Source organism: Natrinema sp. HArc-T2, assembly GCF_041821085.1.
Lineage (GTDB): Archaea > Halobacteriota > Halobacteria > Halobacteriales > Natrialbaceae > Natrinema.
This window is the reverse complement of the sequence record NZ_JBGUAZ010000003.1, coordinates 318,461-341,929: the sequence shown is the minus strand read 5'-3', so window position 1 is coordinate 341,929 and position 23,469 is coordinate 318,461. Positions and strand designations below refer to the sequence as shown.

General features: G+C 60.2%; 15 protein-coding genes and 1 pseudogene. 9 read left to right on the top strand and 7 right to left on the bottom strand.

The window, feature by feature from the left end:
- Window positions 1-300: 300 nt before the first annotated feature.
- Window positions 301-2,526: a right-handed parallel beta-helix repeat-containing protein gene (locus ACERI1_RS09280; RefSeq protein ID WP_373617837.1), complete on the top strand. Its 2,226-nt coding sequence runs from the start codon at window positions 301-303 to the stop codon at window positions 2,524-2,526.
- A 381-nt stretch (window positions 2,527-2,907) separates the two neighbouring features.
- Here ACERI1_RS09280 and ACERI1_RS09275 read toward each other — a convergent pair whose 3' ends face one another.
- The 4 genes from ACERI1_RS09275 to ACERI1_RS09260 all read right to left on the bottom strand — a co-directional run bounded on the left by ACERI1_RS09275 (window position 2,908) and on the right by ACERI1_RS09260 (window position 5,964).
- Entirely contained in the window at window positions 2,908-3,999 is a 1,092-nt protein-coding gene (locus ACERI1_RS09275; RefSeq protein ID WP_373617836.1) for a glycosyltransferase family 4 protein, read from the bottom strand.
- A 107-nt stretch (window positions 4,000-4,106) separates the two neighbouring features.
- The gene (locus tag ACERI1_RS09270) at window positions 4,107-4,340 is read right to left on the bottom strand and encodes a DUF1616 domain-containing protein (protein WP_373617835.1); all 234 of its coding nucleotides are present in this window, start codon (window positions 4,338-4,340) and stop codon (window positions 4,107-4,109) included.
- Window positions 4,280-4,507, bottom strand: a complete 228-nt coding sequence (locus tag ACERI1_RS09265; RefSeq protein ID WP_373617834.1) for a DUF1616 domain-containing protein — start codon at window positions 4,505-4,507, stop codon at window positions 4,280-4,282. Before ACERI1_RS09265 ends, ACERI1_RS09270 begins: the two co-directional genes overlap by 61 nt.
- A gap of 170 nt (window positions 4,508-4,677) precedes the next feature.
- Window positions 4,678-5,964: a DUF1616 domain-containing protein gene (locus ACERI1_RS09260; RefSeq protein WP_373617833.1), complete on the bottom strand. Its 1,287-nt coding sequence runs from the start codon at window positions 5,962-5,964 to the stop codon at window positions 4,678-4,680.
- Window positions 5,965-6,082: 118 nt separating this feature from the next.
- Here ACERI1_RS09260 and ACERI1_RS09255 point away from each other — a divergent pair, with 118 nt between their 5' ends.
- From ACERI1_RS09255 to ACERI1_RS09245, 3 genes are all read left to right on the top strand, one after another.
- Window positions 6,083-6,667, top strand: a complete 585-nt coding sequence (locus ACERI1_RS09255; protein WP_373617832.1) for a metal-dependent hydrolase — start codon at window positions 6,083-6,085, stop codon at window positions 6,665-6,667.
- 254 nt (window positions 6,668-6,921) lie between these two features.
- Entirely contained in the window at window positions 6,922-7,932 is a 1,011-nt protein-coding gene (locus tag ACERI1_RS09250; protein ID WP_373617831.1) for a lipid II:glycine glycyltransferase FemX, read from the top strand.
- A 251-nt stretch (window positions 7,933-8,183) separates the two neighbouring features.
- A complete protein-coding gene (locus ACERI1_RS09245) occupies window positions 8,184-9,800 on the top strand; it encodes an alkaline phosphatase family protein (RefSeq protein ID WP_373617830.1) in 1,617 nt (538 codons plus the stop codon).
- Between the two features lie 17 nt (window positions 9,801-9,817).
- Here the strand turns inward: ACERI1_RS09245 and ACERI1_RS09240 are convergent, their stop codons facing one another.
- Window positions 9,818-11,125 carry a hypothetical protein gene (locus ACERI1_RS09240; protein ID WP_373617828.1) on the bottom strand — a complete coding sequence of 436 codons (1,308 nt, stop codon included), beginning with the start codon at window positions 11,123-11,125 and terminating at the stop codon, window positions 9,818-9,820.
- Window positions 11,126-11,486: 361 nt separating this feature from the next.
- Here ACERI1_RS09240 and ACERI1_RS09235 point away from each other — a divergent pair, with 361 nt between their 5' ends.
- Window positions 11,487-13,322 carry a hypothetical protein gene (locus tag ACERI1_RS09235; RefSeq protein ID WP_373617827.1) on the top strand — a complete coding sequence of 612 codons (1,836 nt, stop codon included), beginning with the start codon at window positions 11,487-11,489 and terminating at the stop codon, window positions 13,320-13,322.
- Window positions 13,323-13,371: 49 nt separating this feature from the next.
- Here the strand turns inward: ACERI1_RS09235 and ACERI1_RS09230 are convergent.
- Window positions 13,372-14,651, bottom strand: a pseudogene (locus tag ACERI1_RS09230) (RNA-guided endonuclease InsQ/TnpB family protein).
- 56 nt (window positions 14,652-14,707) lie between these two features.
- Between ACERI1_RS09230 and ACERI1_RS09225 the strand changes: the two are divergent.
- From ACERI1_RS09225 to ACERI1_RS09210, 4 genes are all read left to right on the top strand, one after another.
- Complete coding sequence (locus ACERI1_RS09225) at window positions 14,708-14,848, top strand: hypothetical protein (RefSeq protein WP_171052344.1); 141 nt, start codon at window positions 14,708-14,710, stop codon at window positions 14,846-14,848.
- A 491-nt stretch (window positions 14,849-15,339) separates the two neighbouring features.
- A complete protein-coding gene (locus tag ACERI1_RS09220) occupies window positions 15,340-16,290 on the top strand; it encodes a hypothetical protein (protein ID WP_373617826.1) in 951 nt (316 codons plus the stop codon).
- A 508-nt stretch (window positions 16,291-16,798) separates the two neighbouring features.
- Window positions 16,799-18,607: a hypothetical protein gene (locus ACERI1_RS09215; protein WP_373617825.1), complete on the top strand. Its 1,809-nt coding sequence runs from the start codon at window positions 16,799-16,801 to the stop codon at window positions 18,605-18,607.
- A 577-nt stretch (window positions 18,608-19,184) separates the two neighbouring features.
- Window positions 19,185-20,948, top strand: coding sequence for a hypothetical protein (locus ACERI1_RS09210; RefSeq protein WP_373617824.1), 1,764 nt, complete (start codon window positions 19,185-19,187; stop codon window positions 20,946-20,948).
- A gap of 290 nt (window positions 20,949-21,238) precedes the next feature.
- Here ACERI1_RS09210 and ACERI1_RS09205 read toward each other — a convergent pair whose 3' ends face one another.
- On the bottom strand, window positions 21,239-23,065 hold the full coding sequence (locus ACERI1_RS09205) for an asparagine synthase-related protein (protein WP_373617823.1): 1,827 nt from the start codon (window positions 23,063-23,065) through the stop codon (window positions 21,239-21,241).
- Window positions 23,066-23,469: the final 404 nt, after the last annotated feature.

Sequence of the window (23,469 nt, the reverse complement as noted above, 5' to 3'; positions counted from 1 at the left end):
ACAGGAAGCGTTCTGAAGAGTATTATCGTTCCGTAGCCGCTTCCGAACGAAGCACCGTGTGCCAGCAGGATTCCACGAGGTCAACCGGAGAGTCGTGAATACCGCTATACCCTGAACTCGCAGTTTCCACTCGGTATCACTGCCGATCGGCGATAGTCTTCTCAGTTGAATTACGCCGTTCCAAAAACCCCAATATTTACGAAAAAAATACTATCAAGATTCCATTATAGTCTGGATATATTAATTAAATCAGCCTATTAACAGAAGATTTATCATGTTATGATATCTTTTCCAGATCGCATGGCACGCGACAATACAGTATTGGATGCAGACGAGAGCGTCAAGAAGACCGCTGAGAGCGGCGAAATAGGGAGTAATAATAGATTACTGGATCGGCGATCGTACCTCAAGCTGACCGGCGTCGCTGCGAGTGTGGCGGCGATCAATCCCCTGTCCAGTGCCGCAGCAGCGACCGACGCCCGATCAGCTCCCGAAGCTGCAGATCCGAGTCAGATGACGGAGCGGGTTTTGGACGTGACCGACGGCGATGATCTCGCCTCACACGTCGCGAACTCGAGCGACGGCGAGTTACTCGTGGTTCCCAGCGGGACCTACGAGTGGAACAGACAGCTCTCATTCTCTCGGACCAACTGGGGGATCCGAGGCGACGGCGACGTTACGATCATGGTCCCCAGTGACTGGGGTCGGCACGGACAGGGCGAGGACGTGCTAAACGTGTCGGGCGACAATGTCCTTCTGGACAACCTCACGTTCGATTCGGACGGCAGACCGGGCGTGGGCTTTCGCTGTATCGTCAACAACGTCGCCACGATTCGGGACATCGAAATCGCCTGCGACGGCCCCACTACGTGGGATCAACACACATATGCGTTCCGCGTCGGGGCAGAGTCGTCGAGTGGCCACCTCGAGATGGACGGAATCGTTTGTCAGAACAATGGCGACGTTTCGAACTACAACGGCGGAAACGGACGTGTCGGTGTCTGGTGCTCTCGCGCCGGAAAACTGTCTATCCGCAACTCAGTTCTCGCAGGCTTCCCGAACAATGCGGTCTACACCCGCATGCGAGGACCGATGGTGATCGAAAACTGCGTCTTTGCTAACAACAGTCCGACTAGCGTCCGGTTGGGTGGCAAGAACGAGGTTATCCGCGACTGTACGTTCTACACCGATCTCTCTCTGGACGGATCGACCCACAGCAACAACGAGCGCCAAACGAACGTCTCAGCGATCATGGCGGACAACCGAAGTCAGGCATCGAACGGCGGATACGTCGAAAACTGCTCGTTTATCTTCAGCGATGCTCCAAACGCCTCCGGTGTGATCCGGTTCCTTGAGAACGAATGGGTCGACTTTACTGATTGTCAGTTCCTCCTTGACGTCCCACACATTCCGGCGTTCGCGTGGCACAGTTCCGGACGAGCCCAGCTAAACAACGTTTCGTTCCACACGTCGAACGATTCAGGAGCGACCGTGGGTACGTCCGGCGGGAGCTACGATACGACAAACGTCGGCGTCAACGACGGCCTGAGTTCAGGGTCCGTCTCCCCGGACTACAGTGATACGGCCTTCGACTGGGATCGGGCCCATTCCTACCCCAATCCGGACCTGACCGGTGACGGAGGAAACGACGATACCACCGAGCCGGACGCCCACGTAACCATCTCGATCGACGGGACAAACGCTCCCGTCACTGGCGGTGAAGAGCTCGAGGTAGCTGTCTCACTCGAGAACACCGGCGGATCGACGGTCGAACGAGACATCGTTCTGCTTGCTGGCCCCGATTCACAAGAGGTAGTATCGACCTCGGTGACGATCGGTCCCGACGGAACGGAAACGACGACGCTCAGCTACGAAACGGAACCGGTCGACGCTCCAGCCGAACTCTCGGTGACCGTCGAGACTTCCGACGGTTCGGACACTCGCACCGTCGAAGTGGTCGGGAGTGGCGACGGCGAGGAGTGGAAAACGCTGACACTCGATGGCGAGGGGAGTTCGGAAAAATCGAACTATCGCATCGAGGTCGATGGCGAGATCGAACGCAGCGAGGAACTCTCGGAGTACGGCACTGGCGGCGAGTTCGTCGACGACAGCACGCTCGAAGGCTTCGTTCGTGGCGGCGTCGACGGCTTCCGGTTTACCGGGGAGCTGACGGCGCTCGAGGTCGAGGAGGGCCCGACCGTCGCGGTCGACGGGCAGGTCGTCGACCCCGACGAATACGGCTCCGAAACCCCCACGTGGGCGAAGAGCACGCTCGTGATCGACGGCGAAGGGAGCTCGGAAGTGTCGAACTACCGGATCGAGGTCGATGGCGAGATCGAGCGTAGCGAAGCCCTCTCGGAGTACGGCACTGGCGGCGAGTTCGTCGACGACAGCACGCTCGAAGGCTTCGTTCGCGGTGGCGTCGACGGCTTCCGGTTTACCGGGGAGTTAGCCGCTCTCGAGATCGAGGACGGCCCGACCATTTCCGTCAACGGCGTCGTCGTCGATCCCCGGCGCATCAACTGAGACGGTTTGCTGGCAGTCAGCGCCAGTGCACCCGCAGGACGGTCGCGGGTACACCGGTAACCAGTGACAGTAAACCGTATGAGACGCTGGTCGGTTTCGAGTGGGAAGTCAATTTAGCCACCGATACGAACGTCGAGACGGACGCTTCTATCACGAGTGTCGCTATTTTTTCAAGCTCACCCGAGTGACATCCGGAACGAACTGACACTATGAATCATGAATTATCGGTGACGAGTCGAACGATTCTCGGTTCAGCAACACTGGCGACACTAGACGAATGTGTATCGGCCAAGGGCATCACAGATGATGCTGAAGATCGAACATGCCACATGAGTTCGGCGTGTGAGTGGTTCCGGGTTGGAAACGAACGGTTCGCCCGCGTCACGCGGTGGCTGCAGACCCCGCGCTATGTGATCGATTCGTATCGTAGATCCGTAACAAGTCCTCTGTCACCTCTTCCCACGAGTATTCCTCCTGGATAGTTTCGTAATTGACGCGACCCATTCGGTCCACTCGATCCGGTGACATGAGCAGTTCCCGGAGTCCCTCCCGCAACTCGTCGACGTCTCCAGGCGGGACGAGCACGCCGTTGTCCTCACCGATGACTTCCGGGATACTCCCGACGGTCGTCGAAACGATAGCATTTCCACCGGCCATCCCCTCGAGCATCGCGATCGGTAACCCCTCTGCGTAGGTCGGGAGGACGTAGATCGATCCGTTCTCAAGCAGTGACTGCTTTTTCGCTTCGGAGACGTAGCCGTGGTAGGTCACGTCGTCGTACTGATCGGCGAAGTCGACGACCTGGTCAGCGAGCGGGCCTTTTCCTGCAATACTTACACGAAACTCGATCTCAGTCGTGCGGTTGAGTTCGTCGATCGCGGCGATCAATTCCGAGACTCCCTTGCGCTCGATCAGGTTCGAGATAAAGACGAGGTGGGGGACGTCGTGGTCGAACGTCGGCTGGTAGTTATCCGGATCAACGGCGTTCGGAAGCACGGTTATCGAATCCTCGTCCGCTCGAGTCGCGACCACGTCCTTCCAGTATTCCGAGAGAACGATAATTCGGTCACTTGCATCGAAGACGAGCGATTGCAGTTTCGCGACCGCCGAAGAATCCGTGGCGACGAAGTCGTCGAACGAAGATCCGTGAATGTGTAAGACAACCGGACGTCGCCATATGTACCTCGCACACAGGACGTACAGCGAGGATCGATAAAACGAAAATCGGTAGGACGTGTGAACGTGCACAACGTCCGGGCGTGATCGGAACGGGAACTTCACTGCTGCCCAGATCCCCATCAGTACCGCACGCATGACCCAGAAGACGCCGCTTCCACTGGGAGGCATCCGCATATCGTAACTTGACACTGAGAGCCGATCGTCCAGCCGCCGATGTTGTTCCTCGACGTACTGATGGACGCCACCGCCACCGTACGTACCTACGATCAGGACGTCAGGGTGTCGCGTGCTCATACTATGATCACAGTTCTGAACGAGACGTTTTGTTATGCGACGGTTGCCGGCTGCGAATCTCGAGTATCACCGTCTTTCGGAGGTGAAATGCAAGACCGGCTGCAGTATCAAGAACCGAATAGCGTTGGCGTGGTCTCTTCAATCACGTCTACCCAGAAGTAGGTATGACGGTATGCGTTCTCGTTAGTTGGTGTCTCGGGAACGTCGTCGCTCTCGTATAGGAGAACGGAAAACCGAACCGTTTCGCCTTCGGTCACCGGTGTAACGTTCCGAACATCGGTCACGTCGTCTCCGTCACCGAGACTGTAATCGAGTCGCTGTAACTCCGTCCGTTCGACCACCGCTCCGTCCTCGAGCTGTTGTTCCTGACGACAGCTGTGTACCCCATGGCTTGTCCTTCCTGATTTTCGACGGCGACGACGAGCGGGATCGAGTTACCGGCGTCGATTTCGGATGGATACCCCGATGCGACGAGTTCGCCAGTCTCGTCTTCGGTCAGGAGTTGCAAGCTCGTGTACTGCTGGCCGCCCTGAGGAGCGACGTGCGCGATGCTGACGGCGATACATACGTCGATTTCGAGCCGGGTATCGCCGTGTGAGTGGCCTCGAGCCGTCTCAGAGCCACTATCAGCTAAGGATCGGTGGACAACGACAACTGATAATCGCCGATCTGACGGTCTTAGGTCGCCGTTGCGTTACCGGCGTCACTTCCGCCAGTCACGTCGGCGCCTCCAGTTGCCCCCTCATCCGTGGCTTCGTCGTCGCTCGTCGCTGCTTCATCATCTTCGTCGACCGTCTCATCATCATCACTTCCGTCGGCTGATTCGGTTTCACCGTCGGTATCAGCAGTTCCTTCGTCGCCGAACACGCCGTCGAACGGATCGTCATCCACGACAGTATCATCAGATCCGTCCTCACCACTGCCGGCTTCAGAACCGGGACTGTCGGATCCGGTTATGGTTGTCCAGAAGTACGTCTTCCGATAGGCGTTCTCGAGCGTCGGCGTTTCCGGTACTCCGTCAGGATACAGCAGGACAGCAATTCGAACGGTTCCCTCCTCAGTCGTTGGCGTGACGGTTTGATCGATGTAATCGGTCGTCCCTTGGCCGACCTGCGTGTCGGTCCGTTGCAACTCCGTGCGCTCGACCAGTTCACCGTCAACGAACCGCTGTTCCTGCACGACGACAGTATAGGACATCTCCTGGTGTTCTTGGTTCTCGACACCAACGACGAACGGAACCGGCTCGCCCGGCTCGATTTCCGACGGGTATCCGGAGGCAACGAGTTCTCCCGACTCGCTTTCGGTGAGCAATCGGAGGCTCGTATACTGCTCACCTTCTTGTGGGGAGACGAGTGCATACCCGACCGTCGTCAGCGCAAGTACCATGCTGAGAACGAGCACGACGTTGACAGCAACCTGCAGTGTCGATTTCGGGCCGAATATTGCGGTATGAGCCGCCTCGAGCCGTCGACCGAAACCCACCCGGTAGCGATCAGTTTCGGGGACGGACAGTCGTCGGATGGTAGCGAGGCTCGCGCCAACGATGGAAAAACAGGCGACTGCACTACTGACGACTGGGCCAGTAAACCCCCACGGTGTCGCAGCGACGACTAGCCCGAGCGGTGGCAAGATCGCAAAACTCAGGCCGAACGAGAGTGCCACCCGCTCGACATCGGTCAGCGTCTGCGTTTGTGTGATGAGCTGTCGGGTGCCGGTCTGCGATTCGTGAGCAGGCGTCGACCGCGGAAAGAGCGTCGAAACGGTCACGTAGCCTGGCACAAGAAACAAGAGCGGAAATCCGACCGCTGCACGCACCACCGTTGATGACACGTCCGTGATACCCAAGAGGACGGTCGCGACGACGGTGAATCCCACGACACCAACCAGATCGACCGGGACCGCTGTGGCGAGGCGCTTGCTTCGCCGACGCAAGGTCGAAACGGGCTGAAACGGAAGGCCTTTCATTGTACTTGGTAGTTATCGGTCGCTCGCTACCCCTAGCCATTGTTACTTGTTAGATAACGAGTCCGAACGGTCGCGTATCATCTCCATTACCAATAGCAGCAGCGGCGTGTGCAGATGCATGTGGCCGTGGGAGCATGCGATTTTTGCGTACGTCATCTATTCGCTGTTCTGTCGTACGTACTATCGGACCGCACCCGGCGAGTACGAAACGGCAGTCGTCCTGTTCGCATCCATCGTTCCCGACGTGATCGACAAAACGCTGTCCTGGCAGTTCGATGTGTTTCACTCCGGCTACGCGCTCGCCCATTCGATATTCATTGTCATCCCACTCGCGATCGTCGTGGGGTTGGTCGCTCGACGATACGGACAGGCCAAACTCGGACTCGCGTTCGGCATCGGGTATCTCCTTCATCTCGTTGGTGACGTGATCCCGATTTACCTCTCGAGCGGCGAGTGGGCGATCTCCCACCTCCTCTGGCCGATTGTCGTCATCGAGGGGCGCAGCCATGGTGGCCTGCTCGAGGGGGTTCGTCACAACCTCGTCCCGTACCTCGAGGAGGTGCTCGCACTCGAGCCGACGCCGTATCTGATTCTCCAACTCTGTCTCGGCCTCGCTGCACTCGTACTCTGGATCGTCGACGGCTGGCCGGGCTATCGACTCGTCGTTCGCTGGAATCGGCTGGTGTACGACCGGCTCAGTTGAGTGCTGTGGTGTACCGCACCGGATCCGACAAAAAAGTGCTGTGCTGGCTGCCCTTCGAGTCTCCACGAGTAAGAGCAGCGTAACTCCGGCAACAGCGATCGTGGCACCCACGAGCGAGCAGACCGGTCAGAATCGAATACTGACGAGAGTGGAAACAAGTTGCTTACAAAGTGCCTCTATGGCGAGTCGATGCCTATGGACTGCGCTGTGACCGGACACCCACGTCAGCCAACCGAGGGCGAGGGATCACGCCGATGAGCATCGACATCCGGGTCGCGACGGACGACGATTTAGACCGGTGGAACGGATACGTCGAGCGATCCCCACATGGAACGCTCTGTCACGAACTCGAGGCGCTACGGGTCCAGGCCGACCATGCCGGCGCGACGGTGCACCCGCTGATCGGGTTCAAGGGACAGGAACCGGTCGGACTCTTTCCCGTCTTCGAGATCAGAAAACAGTTCGTGACGACGGCGTTCTCGCCGCCGCCACATCTCCGCGTGCCGTATCTCGGACCGGCGTTTCTGAACATGGGGAAACTGAAGCAGCGAAAGCGCGAACGGCGACGACAGCGGTTCATGGATGGCTGCTTCGAGTGGATCGAGACCGAGCTGAATCCGAAGTACAGCCACGTTCGCACCGCGACGGCCTTCGAGGACGCACGTCCGTTCAAGTGGCAAGAGTACGACGTGACGCCGGAGTACACGTACATAGTCGACCTCACGAGAGACGAAGACGACCTGCTGATGAGCTTTAGCAGCGATGCGCGGAGTAACATCCGAAACACCGACGACGACGCCTACGAGATTACGGTCGGCGGCCCCGAGGAACGCCGCCTGATCCACGAACAAGTTAAAAACCGGTACGAGTCGCAAGGAATCAGCTTTGGTGTGCCGGTCGAGTTCGTCCTCGACCTCGCCGAGCACTCGCCCAACGGCTACGTCCGACCGTACACACTCCGCGTCGACGGCGAGTTCATCGGCGGCATCTTGGCTCTCGAGTACGGTGACACCACGGGCCGGTGGATGGGTGGCGTCCGGACCGACGCCGACGTCGACGTACCGACCAACGACCTGCTCGACTGGGCGATCATGCAAGACGGACTCGAGCGCGGACTCGAGACGTACGACCTCGTCGGTGCTGATACGCGCCGGATCAACCGGTATAAGGCGAAGTTCAACCCCGGGCTGCGGACGTATTACAGCCTCGAGACCGGCACGTGGGGGATGCAAACGATCGCGTCGCTGTACGACAGCGTGAAGTGATGCGGTCTGCTGTCCCGATGTCCCGGTGCACCCGCAGGACGATCGCGGGTGCAGCGGAGCTGACTGACAGGGGACCGTATGAGACCGTCGAACAGCACAACCACGAGACCGCTGACATGGTCGTTACTTCGGGTGACAAGGACACAGCAGCACCTGACCGTGGCCGCCGCTCGAGTTCGGATCCGAACACAGTCTTTTCTTAGGGATAATCGGGCTCATAACGAAGGGGTATCGGGGTGGATAAGTCGACGATGGACGACGGATCTTCCCTCCAAACCCTCCTCGTCGGCATCGATGCTGCCTGTGATCGGGTACTGGCACCGCTGTTCGAAGACAACGAGGTACCCACCCTCAAGTCGATCTATCGAAACGGAACGAGCGGCCCGCTCGAGTCGCAGATTCCGCCCTGGACAGCCTCGGCGTGGCCATCGCTGTATACGGGGATGAACCCCGGCAAACACGGCGTCTACGGCTTTCTCTCGTTCGATGGCTACGACTGGGACGTCGTCAACGCGACCGACGTTCGCGAGCGAACCCTCTGGGAACTGCTCGATCGTCACGGTGTGACGAGCGTGGTCGTCAACGTCCCAGTCACGTATCCGCCACGGGCGTTCGACGGCGCACTGATACCGGGCTACACCGCGCCGGAGGATCCGGACTGTCATCCTGACGGCGTGCTCGAGGACGTTCGAGATGCGATCGGGGAGTATCGGGTCTATCCTGACGACGACGATACTGCCGATCTCAGTACTAGATATAGTGATTGCGTGCGCATGCGAGGCGAAGCGTTTCGGTATCTCGCCGACCAGTTCGATCCCGAATTCGGGTTCGTCGAGTTCCAGGCGACCGATTCGATCTTCCACAAGCGACCCGACGACGACGCGGCGATCCGCGCCATCTACCGTGAGGTCGATCGACAGCTCACCGAGATCCTCGAGACCCACGAGCCGGCGAACGTAATCGTCGCCAGCGATCACGGGATGGGACCGTACGACGGCCACGAGCTCCGGGTCAACGAGTACCTCCGCGAGGCAGGGTTCGTCGAGACCGAACGCGGCGGAAAAGGAATGCCAACGTGGGCGACTGTTCGTGACGATAATCTCAAAGCAGGGGAGGACGCCACGGAATACGAGCCCGGGATCGCCGAACGGGCGATGGCTGCCGCCGCGAGGGTCGGGCTGACGAGCCAGCGGCTCGGTGCCATCCTCGAGCGCCTCGGCCTCGATGACCGCGTTGCGGCGTACGCCCCGGCCGGGGTCGTCAGCGCAGGGGCAACGCAGGTCGATTTCCGCGCATCGAGTGCCTACGTTCGCTCGCGGATCGAACTCGGAGTTCGGATCAATCTCGAGGGCCGAGAACCAGACGGCGTCGTCCCGCCGGCGGAATACGAGACAGTGAGAGCCGACATCATCGACGCCTTACGAGGGGTCACGACGCCCGACGGCGATGCCGTCTTCGAGGCAGTTCGGCCTCGAGAAGAGTACTTCCACGGCCCCGAGAGCGATCATGCCGTCGACATCGTCACCGTCCCGGCGGACTTCCAGCACTTCATCTCGGCGACGTTGCGAGACGAACAGTTCGGCCCGCCGAGCGAGCCCTGGAACCACAAGCTCGAGGGAACGGTCGCAGCGTACGGCGACGATATCGATCACGCCGCCGGCGTTGGGGATGCCCAGCTATTCGATATCGCGCCAACTGTCCTCTCGACGCTCGGGATTCCGTTCGACGAACGGATGGACGGCGATCCCTTGCCGTGTGTCGCGTCGACCAGAACGCGCCAGTATCCACGGCTAGAGGAGGCGCGCTCGGTCGAGACGGCAGACGAGGGCGTCGAAAAACGACTCGCTGATCTCGGCTATCTCGAGTGACAGTCGAAGTGAGGTGCCTATCGATCGGATCGAACGATCTGTAGGCCGGCTTTTGCCGTCCGCCACGCCGGATACATCGTACTGTAGACGCTGTTCGGGGTGTTTCTCGCACCGATCCAGAAGAGTCGATGTGTCAACGGCGGTTCGGACGACGAGACCAGCTCGTCTAAATCGACGGTCTCGAGCCACTCGAAGAAGGTCCGTTCGGTCGGTGACATAGGTTCTGTTTCGCGTGCGCGCTCGCGAATGTCGGCCCACATGTGGCGTTCGTCCTGACCGAGCACCCAGTCGCCGCGCTCGAGGGCCCGCCGGAGATCGTGGTACTCCGCATCCGAGAACGAATAGCCGTGGGCCGTCGGCTCGAGCCCGGAGAGACGGAGCCCAACGGCGGTGCGATAACACTTCTCGCATTCGCCGCAGTTGCCGTCCATTCGGTTGTTACAGGTCTGCAACTGGAGATCCGGGTCCTCGCTGCGGACGTAGTCGGCGATGACGTCGAGGCGTTCCTGGCGGGTGAGTTCGTAGGCGTCGTGGTGACAGACCGTGCCGGTCCAGCGGACGTGTTCGTCGATGTCAGGACGCGAGCCCCACTCGAGGTCGATGCCCTCCCAGTGAGTCGCGGCGACGTAGAGGTCGGTCATCCCGCGCGCATAGGCCATCGGTGCACAGAGGCCCAACAGTCCCAGCCCGTGCCCGACGGAGCTGTACCAGCCCCCATCGACGTAGCGTTTGTAGTGGGCCAACAGCATGGGATGGTCGAGAAATGAGAGCATGTTCGACTCGACAAAGGCGGTCTCACAATCGTGGTCGGCGGCGAACCGCGAGACGCGCTCGCGGAGGGCGCCCCACTTTTTGTCGTCGGCTGCGTCCGGCGTGATCGTCCACCCCCTGATGCTGATCAGCGTCGGCGACTCCTCACGATGGCGGACGTACGAACACGTCGAGTCGACGCCGCCGGTAAACAACAGGCCGCTCTCGTCGCCCGGTTCGGGGTCTGGCTCGATCGTTCGCCGCGCATAGAGCGTCCCGCCCTCGAGGAAGTCGTACATCTCACAGAGCGACGCTTGCACGTCCTCGAGTGCGCGGGCGAACGTTGCGTCGACCTCGTCGACGTAGACGTCGGCCCCGTTGGCCCACGCGACCGGACAGACCTGTGCGAGCACCGGGATAGCGAGCACGCCGTCAGGGACGTCCCCGATCGGCACGTCGTAGCTGGTGCGAAACGGTTCGTCGGTGAAAAACCGCTCGAGGTCGGTCGAGGTGCGGACCGAACACTCGAGGCGGTCGTCGTGGGCTGATAGCTCGTCGATGATGATCGATGACATAGGGAAGTGCGCGTTCGAGTCGTCCCGACAGGACCACGACCGGCTACAAAAACCACCAGAACCGTTGAACGACCGCTTGCCGAGAAGTCGATCCGTAGCCGATCGCCCGCCATCGACAGGGACAGCCTATCTCGACTCGAGCGACCACCCAGACGCTCGCTCGACCCGGCGTGCGACGAGCGTGATCTTGAACGGCCCAAGCCAACAGAACTCCGGTACGGCGTGGCTTACACGGCAGTCACGCGAGCGTCGCCGTCGGCTGCGTTCGTGGGTATGAACCCTATAACAATCCACACCAGCGCCGACGAGTCGGCCAATACATGCGTCTCGAGACTGATCCAGCCGCGCTCGGTGACGGCGTATGAGACGGTCGACGATCGACATGACGGTCGCGATCGGCTTTCTCTCGGTTGCGATCGGCCTTCTCGTGGCAAGAGCGAACCCTGCAACCGCCTACGAACCATCCATCTATGTGGGGACCCCGGTGATCACCTGGGCAGGGTTCGCGCTCGCACTCGCGATCGCGGTCGGGACGGCGCTGTTCTGTCGTGGTCGCCGCCAGGGCGTCGGGATCGGCCTCGGTGCACTGACGGTGACAGCTCTCGTGAGCCTGCCATTGGTTCGGAACTATCGGTTTTCCGGAATGGGCGATGCGCTCACGCATCTGGGCTTGACGCGAGACATCGTTACTGGCGTTAGCGCACCTCACCAATTCTTCTATCCCGGATTGCACGCACTCGCGACGGTGTTTCACTTCGTCGGTGGCATCTCGATCGAGCGAAGCCTCTTGATCGGCATGGTCGTCCTGTTCGTCCCGTTCGTCATCTTCGTCCCCCTTGCCGTCCGCGGGATGGCCGGCAGCGGGTTGGCAGTTGGCCTCGCTGCGATCATCTCCTGGATGGTGTTGCCAGTCAACAACATCGCGACACACATGGCCGTCCACACCAACTCGAACGCGCTGTTTCTCGTCCCGGCAGTCGTCTTCGCGTTCGTCGTCTACCTCCGTCGGCGCTCGACGGTCGAACAGCTTCCCCTGGACATCTCCCCCTTCAGCGCCCTCGTCTTTTTCACCGGGCTTGCACTCCTGTTGGTCCACCCCCAGCAGATGTTCAACGTCGTCGTCCTCGTCGGCGCGATCAGCGGCGTTCAGTTTCTCGCGCGACGACGCTTCGATGACCATCCGATGCTCGAGCATCCGACGACCTACGTCCATACGATCTCGCTCGGTGCCCTCTTTGGCCTCTGGGCGCTCGGCAACGAGCGGTTCCGACAGGCCGTCGCCGCACTCGTCACCGGGCTCCTCTCACAGGACATCGGCGGTGGCTCGACGGTCAACCAGCGTGGAACGTCGTTGACCGAGATCGGTGGGAGCCTCACCGAGCTGTTCGTGAAAATGTTCCTCGACAAGGCGGTCATCGCCATCTTCGTCGGCTTTTTCATTCTGGTCGTCTGGCTCGGCCGGTCGAGCCTCGACGACGAGACCAGATCCTTCGTCAACTACATCTCGCTCTCGCTGTTCCCGCTGTCGGGCATGTTTGTCGTCTACTTCGTCGGGACGCCGACGATGGCGTTCCGACAGATGGGCTTTATCTACGTGCTCCTGACGATCCTCGCCGGGATCGCCTTCGCACAGTTCGCCGGCGGCCTCTCGAGCGTGATTACGAGACCGGGTGCGAACGCGGTCACCGCGCTCGTACTCAGTGCCTGTCTCGTCCTCGGACTGCTGACGGTGTTTACGTCGCCGCTGATCTACAACCCCAGCCAACACGTGACTGACGAGATGATGAGCGGCTACGAGGACGCGTTAGATCACGGCGCAGAGGGTGTTCCCTACGCCGGGATGGGCTACGATCCATACCGATACGACCACGCTCTCAACGGACTCGGTGGCGGCAGTAGCAACGCCGGCGCGTCGGCCATCACTGGAACCGTCAACGCCAGCGTGTTCTCGACGGGCAACTACACTGGGGCCTATCCCGCCGACAAGTACTACTTCGTCTTCACGGAGTGGGACCGGACCAAAGAGATCGAGATCTACAACGAGCTCAACTACGACCGTGCCACACTCGAGGGACTCGACACCGAACCGGACGTGAACAAGGTCATCTCGAACGACGAGTTCACGATGTATACGGTCAACGGCACGACGGTCAACAGGACACCGACCAACGACACAGCAGTCACCACCACGGCATGACATCCTCCCCGGCGTGAACGCCGGGGTTTCCTCTCGCTGGGAGTCTCGGCTACGCCGAGTCCACGGAGGCAACTTGCGGGTTCGTGTGCTCCTCGTTGGGACGGGGAGAGCGTGGTGACTCCAGCCAGTCGTGGCTGTCCCACTTGAGGCACACGGGCCGTGCCATCGGCCGTGCTACGTCTTCGTGCTGTTTCAGGAACGTCTCGCTTGCGCCGAGGTCCGCGTGGCCTTCGAAGCCGCAACGACAGGTGAGCGTGTCTTGATGCCGCGTTGTGTCCTTGGTTGAGCCGCAGTTTGGACACGTCTGCGAGGTCCACACTTCCGTGCGGACTTCGACGGTTATGCCGAACTCCTCGGCGGTATCGGCGAGCCGTCCGACGAATCGCCGGAACGCCCAGAAGTTGTGCAACTTGGCGTTCGTCCGAACAGACCAGTGCGTCTCAAGTACGTCGGTAAGATCGCCAACATACACCGTGGAGACGCCTTGGTCGTACAGACGTTCGATCAGATTCCGGCGAGCGAATCCTGTGCATGGTCGCGTCGTCGGGTCCGTCGCCGGTACAGCGAGTCAATTTGAGTCGAACGATACCGCCCTTCGCGGAGTTTTGACTGAAGATCGGCAATTCGTTGCGTGGTGTCGCGGAACCGTTCGAACAGGTCGCGCCCTTCGTACAGGTACTGCTCGCCGGTTGAAACCGTACAGGCGACGATATTGTTCGCGCCGATGTCCAGAGCGGCGGTTTCGTCCGCCAGTGGTTGTGCCAGTCGAGAATTGTCGATTGTGACTGGCTGAAAGGCTCTGAACGTCTCGCTCACATCGTCGTAATACAGTTCCAATCGGCCCTGTTTGTCGTACTCTTTCCAGTTGGGTTTGCCCCGAACTTCGAGCCGGAGACGCTCGCCGTATCCAAGACCGTATTCCTCTTTCAGGTCTTGGCCGACAAGAATCTCGAGCCGAGAGTGTTGGCCCCATTCGACCGAGTACGACGTGTTTCGGATGTACGTCCGCAGTTCGCGACCCTCGTCTTGGTTGCCCCAGAAGCCGGGCTTGCCGTTGGCTTCTCCCTTCTCTTGGAGTGCGAAGAACGAGCGCCACGCTTCGCGGTTCTTGCGTTCGATCTGCTGAACGGTTGACGCGCCGAGCGTCCCGCCGTACTGTCCGCGGTACTCGTCGATCTCCCAAACGTCGCCGTCCGGGTCTTCGAAGTTGGTTCGACGCTGATAATTGATCTCGTTCCAGAGAGCGGCTGAAGCGTCCAAGTGCCGTCGAAGCAACTCCTCGTCCGCATCGGACTGGGGAACTACTTCGAACTCGTTGGTGCGCTTCATCGCTACTTCTATGCACGAGCATAACTAACATAAATATACGGATTCTCGTAGATACTGTGTCGAACTACGTTAACATCGAAGTCCCCGACGACGAACAGTATGAGCGCATCAAACGCGTGAAAAACGAACACGGTCTGACGTGGCGCGGGATGTTGATCCACGCCGCCGACGACTTGGAGACTCCAGTCGGGGAGTAACCGGTGGTTCGCGTCGTCGAGTGACGCGATTCACGCCCGCCGTGAACGGCAGGACTCTCTCGCTGTTGAAAGGTAGGATCGCCGCCGACCGACGTGACGAACCACATCGTCGCTATTGGTGTCAGACAGCTCGCACGATCGCTCGAGCAGGCAGCTGTTGGACGCGTGTGGCCGATTCGACCGCCAGTAAGTGCTACTTTCGACTCGCGAAATACATTGCTGCCCGTGTGAAACAACGCCAACCGCTGTGTAACAGTCCAACAGCCGGTCGCCGAATTCCGTCGCAACAGCGTCTCTGTTCGATGTATTCCCGTATTTCTCGAGGAACGCTGTAGTTTCCTGACGGCTATCGGCTGCTGATTCGTTCGTAACTTCGAGACAGATAACTCGTAGTTTGTGTGTATTTATTCAGTGTTAGAAATATTGTCTGGAAATCCTCGAGATAGTGGCAAGAAAAAGTTTATGAGTGTAAGGTGGTGTTACGGAATTGTATGGCGCAGAATCCCCGTACGTCCGAAACGGAATCCGCTCCGATGACAGGCCGTAATTCCGGATTAACCCGCCGAAACTACGTTCGCTCGCTCGCTGCGGTGGCGACTGCGACGACCGCGATCGGTGGGGCCGGCTCCGCTGCGGCCAAGGACGACTACGAGGTCATCAAAGCCCAGGGCCAGACGATCACCATCGACGCCGGTCAGACCTGGGAGAACAAGCTCATCGACATGACGACCGGCCAGGACATCGTCATCACCGCCCACAGCAGTGACTGGACGATCCGAAACATCGGATTCAAGGGCGAGAACCAGTCCGCGACCGGGACCGCTACCTTCGGTATCTCCGACACCGCTGGCGGCACCTGTACCGTCGAAAACGTCTACCTCGGTGACGGTGCGAGCACGGGCAACGGCAACCCCAACGGGCACGGCCAGACCGCCTTCTGGGTTGCTCCCGACCACTCCGGCCACATCGACTTCAAAAACGTCAACATCCAGGGCTTCGCGGACAACGCGATTTACGGCTCGGCACCCGGCAACAAAGGCGGCGGGACGATCCACATCGACAGCAGTTTCGCCGCGAACTGTTACGTCTCGCACTTCCGACTGGCCACCGAGGGCAGTAAGATCACGAACTCCAGCGTCTACGTCGACTCTAGCGAGGGCTACGTCGGCCGCGGCATCTGGGCGTGGGCCCCCGGGACGATCGAGGTCGAGAACTGCCAGCTCGAGATGAACGGCCAGAACAACGCCATCGTCGCCGGTGCGAACGGCAACCCGACCGAGGTCGTCGTCAAGAAGTCGGACTACGACAAGCAGGCGGGCATCGCCGAACACTCCGGCTCGAACGTCAAACTCGGTCAGAAGGTCGGAACCAGCCCCGAGGCAGTCATTCCGGACGGCGTCCCGACCTCTCCGGAAGAAGCCGCATCTGGCGCGTCGAACTGATTCGCTCCCTTTTGACGGACGGTAGAGAGACACTCTAGCCCCCGAATTCGGCTCCGCTGACGTACTGCCATCCGTAATCCGTCCCCGCTGACGCGACTCCCCCTCCCCAGTGGAATCGTGCGCGCTCGTCGTAGCAACGATTCCGCTGGTCCATCGGTTATCATCGTTTCTCTCCGATTTCGTTGCCGACCGACTCATCCTCGAGTGGGGCGGCTGCAACAGGGGATCGGACTGTCGTTTCCATCGGACTCGAGAGCGGGAAGCGGTGTTGAATCCGGTGGTAATATCGTATTATTCGATATCCCAAGTCGACACGACCTGATTTTCGGGCGTCACGGCTTGGTAATATACGCTTACCACCAGAGAATTCGGAATAGTATAGAAATAAGATTCTAAGTGATTTACCACTCAAACATCTATGTCTGGTACAGATAATAGATAAAGTCTGTAAATTTTAGGCTCTGTAATTGGGAAAGTTTATTGCGGTAGTGTCGAATTACCCGATTGCATGGCACGCGACCTTTCGGAACTGGATGACGAGTCGTCTTTCTCTCGTGACGGCGAGACGATCGACGACAGTGGTAACGACGGATTACTGCACCGACGATCGTATCTGAAGCTTGCCGGCGCGACGACCGCCGCGGCGACGCTGACAGGAACTGCGAGTGCTGCGGCTGACGACTACGAGGTCATCGAAGCCCGTGGCCAGACGATCCGGGTTGGCCGAGGCGACACCTTCGAGAACAAACTGATCGACTTCACCACCGGTGAGAGTTTCCTGATCTACGTCGAGGGCGCGAACTCGGTGATTCGGAACATCGGCTTCAAAGGACTCTACCGGGGTGCCTCGTTCGTCATCTCGATCGACGCTGGACAGGGCGACATTCTCTTTGAGAACATCTATCTCGGTGACGGCGCGACGAAGGAAGGTGCTGATTTCGTACACGGCCCCGGTGCCGTCTTCATGCACAAAGGCAGTCAGGCGGACCTCACGTTCCGTCACTGCAACGTACAGGGATTCCCAAACAACGGCTTCTACTGTTCCAATACGCCCGTCGGCGGCAGCGTTCGCTTCGAGAGCTGTTTCGGCAAGAACAACGGCGTCACCACCTTCCGGTGTGGCAGCGAGGACGACGAGATCGTCAACTGCGTCGCCTACAACGACACCACCGACTACGGACGCGGCTACGGTGGCTACACCGAAACCAACGGTCGCCCCGTCTGGGTCTGGAACGGTGGCACCGTGACGATCCGCGACTCGCACTTCGCCGACGGCCCCTACCCGTACGCGCTCGTGGCCGGTGCGAACGGCTCGCCCGGCAGCGTCGACTTCCAGAGCGGCGGCTATCGCGGTCGGATCCAGCGTGCGAGCGGTTCGACGGTCTCGGTCGGCAGCGACGTCTCTCGAAACCCCGACCTCTCGGTCCCCGACGGCGTCCCGACCTCGCCCGAGGAGGCTGCATCGGGATCGGGAAGCACCGGCTCGAGCAGTTCCAGTAACACGGATTCGAGCGACGAGCCGGACCTGCCGAATCTCCTCCTCGTCGACGGCAGTCCATCGGATGCGACCCGATATGAGTTCACCGCCAGCGGCGAGGTCGAACACTCCAACGCCAAGGGCGCGTCGATCGACGATGGAGACTCCATCGACGGCTCGACCGTCCAGGGCAGCGTTGCCGACTGGAAAGACGCGTTCCGCTTTGCGGGCGACCTCGAGGAACTCACCGTCGACGGCCCCGGCTCGGTGCTCGTCAACGGCGAGGAAGTCGACCCCGCCGACTACGGCCAAGAGCTCCCCCACGTCCTCGAGGTGACGGGCCGTGGGACGCCGACGAGCTACGAACTCACGGTTGATGGGGCGATCGAGCTCGCATCGACCGACGAGCCGGTAGCGGAGGCGACGACGATCTCGGGGACGACCGTCCAGAGTTCGCTCACCGACGAAACTCAGATCTTCCGGTTCTCGGGGACACTGACGGACATTACGTTCATCGACGGCGAAGCTGCCGTCACGCTCGACGGCGAGCAGATCGATCCGAGTGAGTACGGCGACCAGGAACTGCTTCCCCACGCCATCGTGATCGACGGAACTGATACCGACGGGCCGAGTACGTACTCGTTCGATGTCGACGGCACGGTCGTCAAATCGACGTATCGGGACGCCTCGATGGACGACGGCGACGTGATCGACGAGGCGACCGTTCGCGGCGCTGTCTACAACTGGATCGACGCCTACTGGTTCGACGGCGATATCACCGACTTCCGGCTGTGTGGCGATGCGAACGTCGACGTCCAGTACAACGCGCGCGATCAGTAACTGCGTTTGATTTCCCGCTTTCCCGTCGCTGCCCGCTCGAGTGGCGAGACTCGAGCACGACGAAGATCATCTATCGAGCCGTGGAGACGGGTGTCGCCGCAGGAATCAGCGGCTTCGTTTAGGGCTGGTAGCTGCTCCTGTCGGTGTTGTCGCGCCATCTACGATGGCGCCCTCGGTCTCACGAACGACCAGTACACTGTCCGCTGTGTTTCTCAGATAGCTGCTGTCGCGGTATCCCGGCGAATCCGCAGGGCGGTCGCGGCCCCACCGGCACCCACTGACAGGCGTCCGTATCAGCGGCCTTATTTGACAGTCGAACCGTCAGGTCTCGATTCTGGCGTTTGCGTTCGTTCCTCGAGTGGAGATAGTGGCGATATCGATATGCTCTTTTTATACTGTCGACCGGCGTGGAGCATATTCGGAGTCTCGCTGCCGCCTCTCGATTTGTCGTATAAGAAATCAAGAATAGAACCGGTAATTGCAGTATATTCTGGTACAGATTCTATTAAAATCACGAAGTTCTATTGATGCTGAGGTGGGAAAGTTTATAGTTCGGTAGTGTCCCCTCTCAGATCGCATGGCACGCGACGAACCGGGACGGGACACTACGGGTCCCGCCGCACAGACAGCGAGTAACGACGAACGGAACGGCGCCAGTCTGATGGATCGACGGTCGTACCTGAAGCTAGCCGGCGCGACGGCTGCCGCGGCGACCGTTGGCACGAGCGCGGCACACGCAGCCGAGGGTGACTACGAGGTCATCGAGGCGCGTGGCCAGACGATCACCATCGATTCCGGCCAGACCTGGGAGAACAAGCTCATCGACCTCGGAAGCGGGAACACGATCACGATTATCGCCAAGGGAACGAACTGGACCGTTCGAAACATCGGGTTCCGCGGAACGCTCGGCGCGACGGGCACGGCACCGAACAGCGGGACTGTCTTCGGAATCGCCGACACCGGCGACGGCACCTCCACGCTCGAGAACATCTTCTGGGGACGTGGCAACCCCGACCGACCGTCGAACGAGCGCCCGCTGATGATGTGGGTCGACCCCGACCACAGTGGCCACCTCGATGTCAAGAACGTGCATTTCGGTCATGCTGGGTGTAACGGGATCTACGGGTCCGCGCCCGCGTACAACGGCAACGGTGGGACGATCCACATCGACAGCTGTTATGCCTACGACAACCACCACACGGCGTTCCGCATCGGTGACAACGGCTGTAAGATCTCCGACTCGGTCGTCTACAAGAGTGGCACGCGAGCCGCGAACCGCGGAATCTGGGTCTGGTCGGGCAACTACGGTGACAGTGCCACGATCGAAAACACCCACGTCGTGACCAACGGCGCTGGCGGCGGCATCGTCACACACAATTCCCCGTCCATCGATATGGACCACGTGTACACCGACGACGGCACGGGGACCCACAGCGGCCCCGAGCACTTCGTCCCGGATAGCTGTCCCGAGAGCCCCGAAGCGGCTGCCAGCGGCGGCAGTACGCCCTCAAGTGGCTCCTCGAGCGCCGACGAGAGCACAGACACCCTCGAGAACACGCTGCTGGTCGACGGCGTTGGCACGTCGGGCGGCACGCGCTACGAGTTTACGGTCTCCGGGGCTGTCGAGAAAGCGACGGTCAAGGGAGCCACGATGGACGACGGGGACACCATTGAGAGCGGCCACATCACGGGCAGCGTCGCCGGCTGGCGCGATAGCTTCCGCTTTGCGGGCGACCTCGAGGAACTCACCGTCGACGGCAACGCGCGGGTGTTCGTCAACGGCGAGCAGGTCGATCCCGCTGACTACGGCCAGGAAAAGCCACACGTGCTGACGCTGGTCGGAAACGGGACGACCGCGAACTACGAGCTCACCGTCGACGGGACGATCGAGACGATCGCGGGCGACAATTCTGAAGAGCACGCCACGGTATCGTCCGGAAATACGGTCGAAGGGTCGATCGAACGGGATGCCCAGCGGTTCCGGTTCTCCGGGACGCTCACCGACATCACGTTCCTCGGTGGTTCAGCACACGTGTATGTCGACGACCAGCGGATCGATCCCGAACAGTACAGCGAGCAGGAACTGCTCCCCCACGCCATCGTGATCGACGGGACCGAGACCGACGGCAGGACCACGTATGCGTTCAGCGTCGACGGCGAGGTGCTCACCTCGAGTTATCGCGACGCATCGATCAATCCTGGCGACGAAATCGACGGTCGCTCTGTCAGTGGGAAGGTCGACAATGGACTCGATGCCTACTGGTTCGACGGCGACATCGATGACTTCCGACTCAGCGGAAACGCGAACGTCGACATCGAATACAACGCCCGAAGTAACTGATCGGACTCGACTCCGTTTTTCACGCCCGTCATCGAACGAGTCGGCTTGCTCGTGTGTTCTCCAGCCGACGAAGTGGGGTAGCTGCGATTCCTCGAGAGTCCCGACTGCTGTAGGAACGTGGTTCTGTTCTGCTCTCTGAGCCAGCAGTCGGCCAGCTCGTCATCACGCCGACGAGGGGTGGAGGGCAGATCGGCGACGAACTGCGACGGACGCCTGTCAGTGGGTGTCGGCGGGGCCGCGACCGTCCTGTAGACCGCTCTGGACACCGTGACAGCAGCTCGGCTAAGCGGTCAGCTGAAGACAGCATCGCACCGCGACTCGAGTACGCTCTGTGAGGAGTGGATGTCGTCGATGACGGACGTAATCGCGAAGAGACGGTACACGGACGTCCGGTCGTGATCGGTGTACGAATCGAGGAAGCGACGGAGTTCGTCGGTTACGAGGACGTCGTCGACAGCCTCGCACTGTTTGATCTGCGTGCGAATACAGTCGACCGTATCCGGTTGTAGCTGCGAGTCCGTGTCGAGGCTGTTGATCGATTTGACGATCGGTCGCACTGCATCGAACAGCCGTGGATACCGCGAGAGCAACTCGTCTGCGAACGCCGCAACTTCGTGGCGGGTCGACGAGACGGGCACGCCGTAATCCGGGTGTGTCAGGTCTGCGGCTGCAGGTTCGAGTTCCTCGAGGAACGACCGATACAGGTTGTAGCGAGCCTTCTGGTCGGTCGGGCAGTTCATCGCATACCGGAAGAACTCGATCGAGTAAAACGGGGTCGTACTCCAGAAGAAGAACCGATTGCGGTCCTCGCCCTCGAACAGGAAGTTGACGCCCCGCTCGTAGACGAGGAAGTGGACGTACTTCGATGCCGGATCCGTCTCGGGATACATGCGAAGGCGGTCGCGGACGCTCCGTCGAATCGACTCGGCTGACAGCCCCGTGATCCTAGCCACTTGTTCGAGCGAGAGAAACGAGTTCTCCGAGATAATATAGTCGACCAGCTCCGAGTCGTCCGAAATCGGCTTCGCGGGGGTGAGATCCGGGAGGGCTTTATCCCCGCCGTCGCCGGTGACGTAGGTGAGGCCGGCGTCGTACTCCTCCCGGAGTTGCCGGAAGAACTCGAGAATAAACGAAGTCAGGAGGCCGATCTGTCCGTTTTTCGTCTTGATGATTCGATCCAGATCCGAGCCGTCCGGCGGACCGACCTCGTACTGACGCCAGTCGACGTCGAACTCGTCGGCTAACTGCCGGGCGATTTCGACGTCGGACGGTGGCACGAAGTCGTCGGACGCCATCGTTGCTGCCGTCATCGGAATCCCCTCGGCGTGGTAGCCGGCCAGCACGGATCGGGAGTCGAGTCCGCCACTCAACGAGATCACGTCGCGAGTGCCATCCCCCGACCGCTGGCGACAGGCCTGTCTGAACCGGTCGACGAGTTCGGCGGCGTTTCGTGTTCGACTTCGATCGGCAAAGGCCGGCTCCCCGAAGTCGAATCGGTGTAACGCCGTCTCCGTGACCGCACCACGCTCCGGATCGACAGTGAGTTTCGTCCCCGGACGCAGTCGGTTCGCACCGTGGACGAGCATCCGGTCACCAAGCGAATAGCCAAAGAGCAGACACTGGGCGACCCCCATCGGATCGAACCCTTCGATCGGCGCTTCGTTGATCAGATATCGCAGCTCACGCGAGAACAGCACCGTCTCCCCGTCGTGGAAGTAGTACGTCGGCAGGCGACCGAGCGGGTCGTTGAGCAGCCCGAACCGATCGCTCTCCTTGTCGGCGGCAACGAGCAGGAACTCCCCGTCGGTCTCGAGAAGCCACTCGGTCAGGAACTCGTCGTCGCCGTCAGCCGAGAGAACGTGTGCGGCGACCGTCAGCAGTTCGCGCTCGAGTGTCTCATCGTCGCGATCATAGATACGGCCCTCGAGACAGACCCACCGGTCGTCGTTCTCGACGATCCGGATCGGATATTCGGGATACGCCGTCGTCCCGATCGAGCGCGACGCTGATTCGAAGACGACGTCGGCTTCGTACCGATCGGTGTGAACGAGTGGCTCGAGCGAGGTGGCGAACGACTGCTCGTCTGTCGCAGGTGTTCGCCCAGTGAGACCGACCATAGCAGTACCCGTGTGAGTGGACACCATTGTAATGTCGGCGTTTACGAGTGTCAGTTGCTGGCTACAGAATCCAGTCTCGTCGAGCAGCGACAGGGGTGTTCACCGACTTGGCATCGCTGTCACTCGAGACAAACTCGCTCGAGTCGACGATCGGTTCGCATTAGAAGGCCCCCGCGCCGAGAACAGCTGCTGGCACGCGACTGTTCCGGTACTGGATGACGGTCGTCGGGAGCCGTCCGAATATACGAAGTCGAGTGGTAAAAAGTCTTCTTGGCGGGCAGCGGGAAGCCGCCACAGTACAGCGGTCCGATTCCGTCATCCACCCATATATAAAACCGATATCTGGTAGATTATGACTGACAAACAATGATGCGCTAGAAAACGGCACCACGGTACGAAACGAA

Coding starts and splice junctions, on each gene's coding strand:
- ACERI1_RS09250 (WP_373617831.1), top strand. CDS start 6,922: ATGAGCATCGACATCCGGGTCGCGACGGACGACGATTTAGACCGGTGG.
- ACERI1_RS09255 (WP_373617832.1), top strand. CDS start 6,083: ATGTGGCCGTGGGAGCATGCGATTTTTGCGTACGTCATCTATTCGCTG.
- ACERI1_RS09205 (WP_373617823.1), bottom strand. CDS start 23,065: ATGGTCGGTCTCACTGGGCGAACACCTGCGACAGACGAGCAGTCGTTC.
- ACERI1_RS09245 (WP_373617830.1), top strand. CDS start 8,184: ATGGACGACGGATCTTCCCTCCAAACCCTCCTCGTCGGCATCGATGCT.
- ACERI1_RS09220 (WP_373617826.1), top strand. CDS start 15,340: ATGGCGCAGAATCCCCGTACGTCCGAAACGGAATCCGCTCCGATGACA.
- ACERI1_RS09235 (WP_373617827.1), top strand. CDS start 11,487: ATGAGACGGTCGACGATCGACATGACGGTCGCGATCGGCTTTCTCTCG.
- ACERI1_RS09275 (WP_373617836.1), bottom strand. CDS start 3,999: ATGAGCACGCGACACCCTGACGTCCTGATCGTAGGTACGTACGGTGGC.
- ACERI1_RS09240 (WP_373617828.1), bottom strand. CDS start 11,125: ATGTCATCGATCATCATCGACGAGCTATCAGCCCACGACGACCGCCTC.
- ACERI1_RS09280 (WP_373617837.1), top strand. CDS start 301: ATGGCACGCGACAATACAGTATTGGATGCAGACGAGAGCGTCAAGAAG.
- ACERI1_RS09215 (WP_373617825.1), top strand. CDS start 16,799: ATGGCACGCGACCTTTCGGAACTGGATGACGAGTCGTCTTTCTCTCGT.
- ACERI1_RS09260 (WP_373617833.1), bottom strand. CDS start 5,964: ATGAAAGGCCTTCCGTTTCAGCCCGTTTCGACCTTGCGTCGGCGAAGC.
- ACERI1_RS09210 (WP_373617824.1), top strand. CDS start 19,185: ATGGCACGCGACGAACCGGGACGGGACACTACGGGTCCCGCCGCACAG.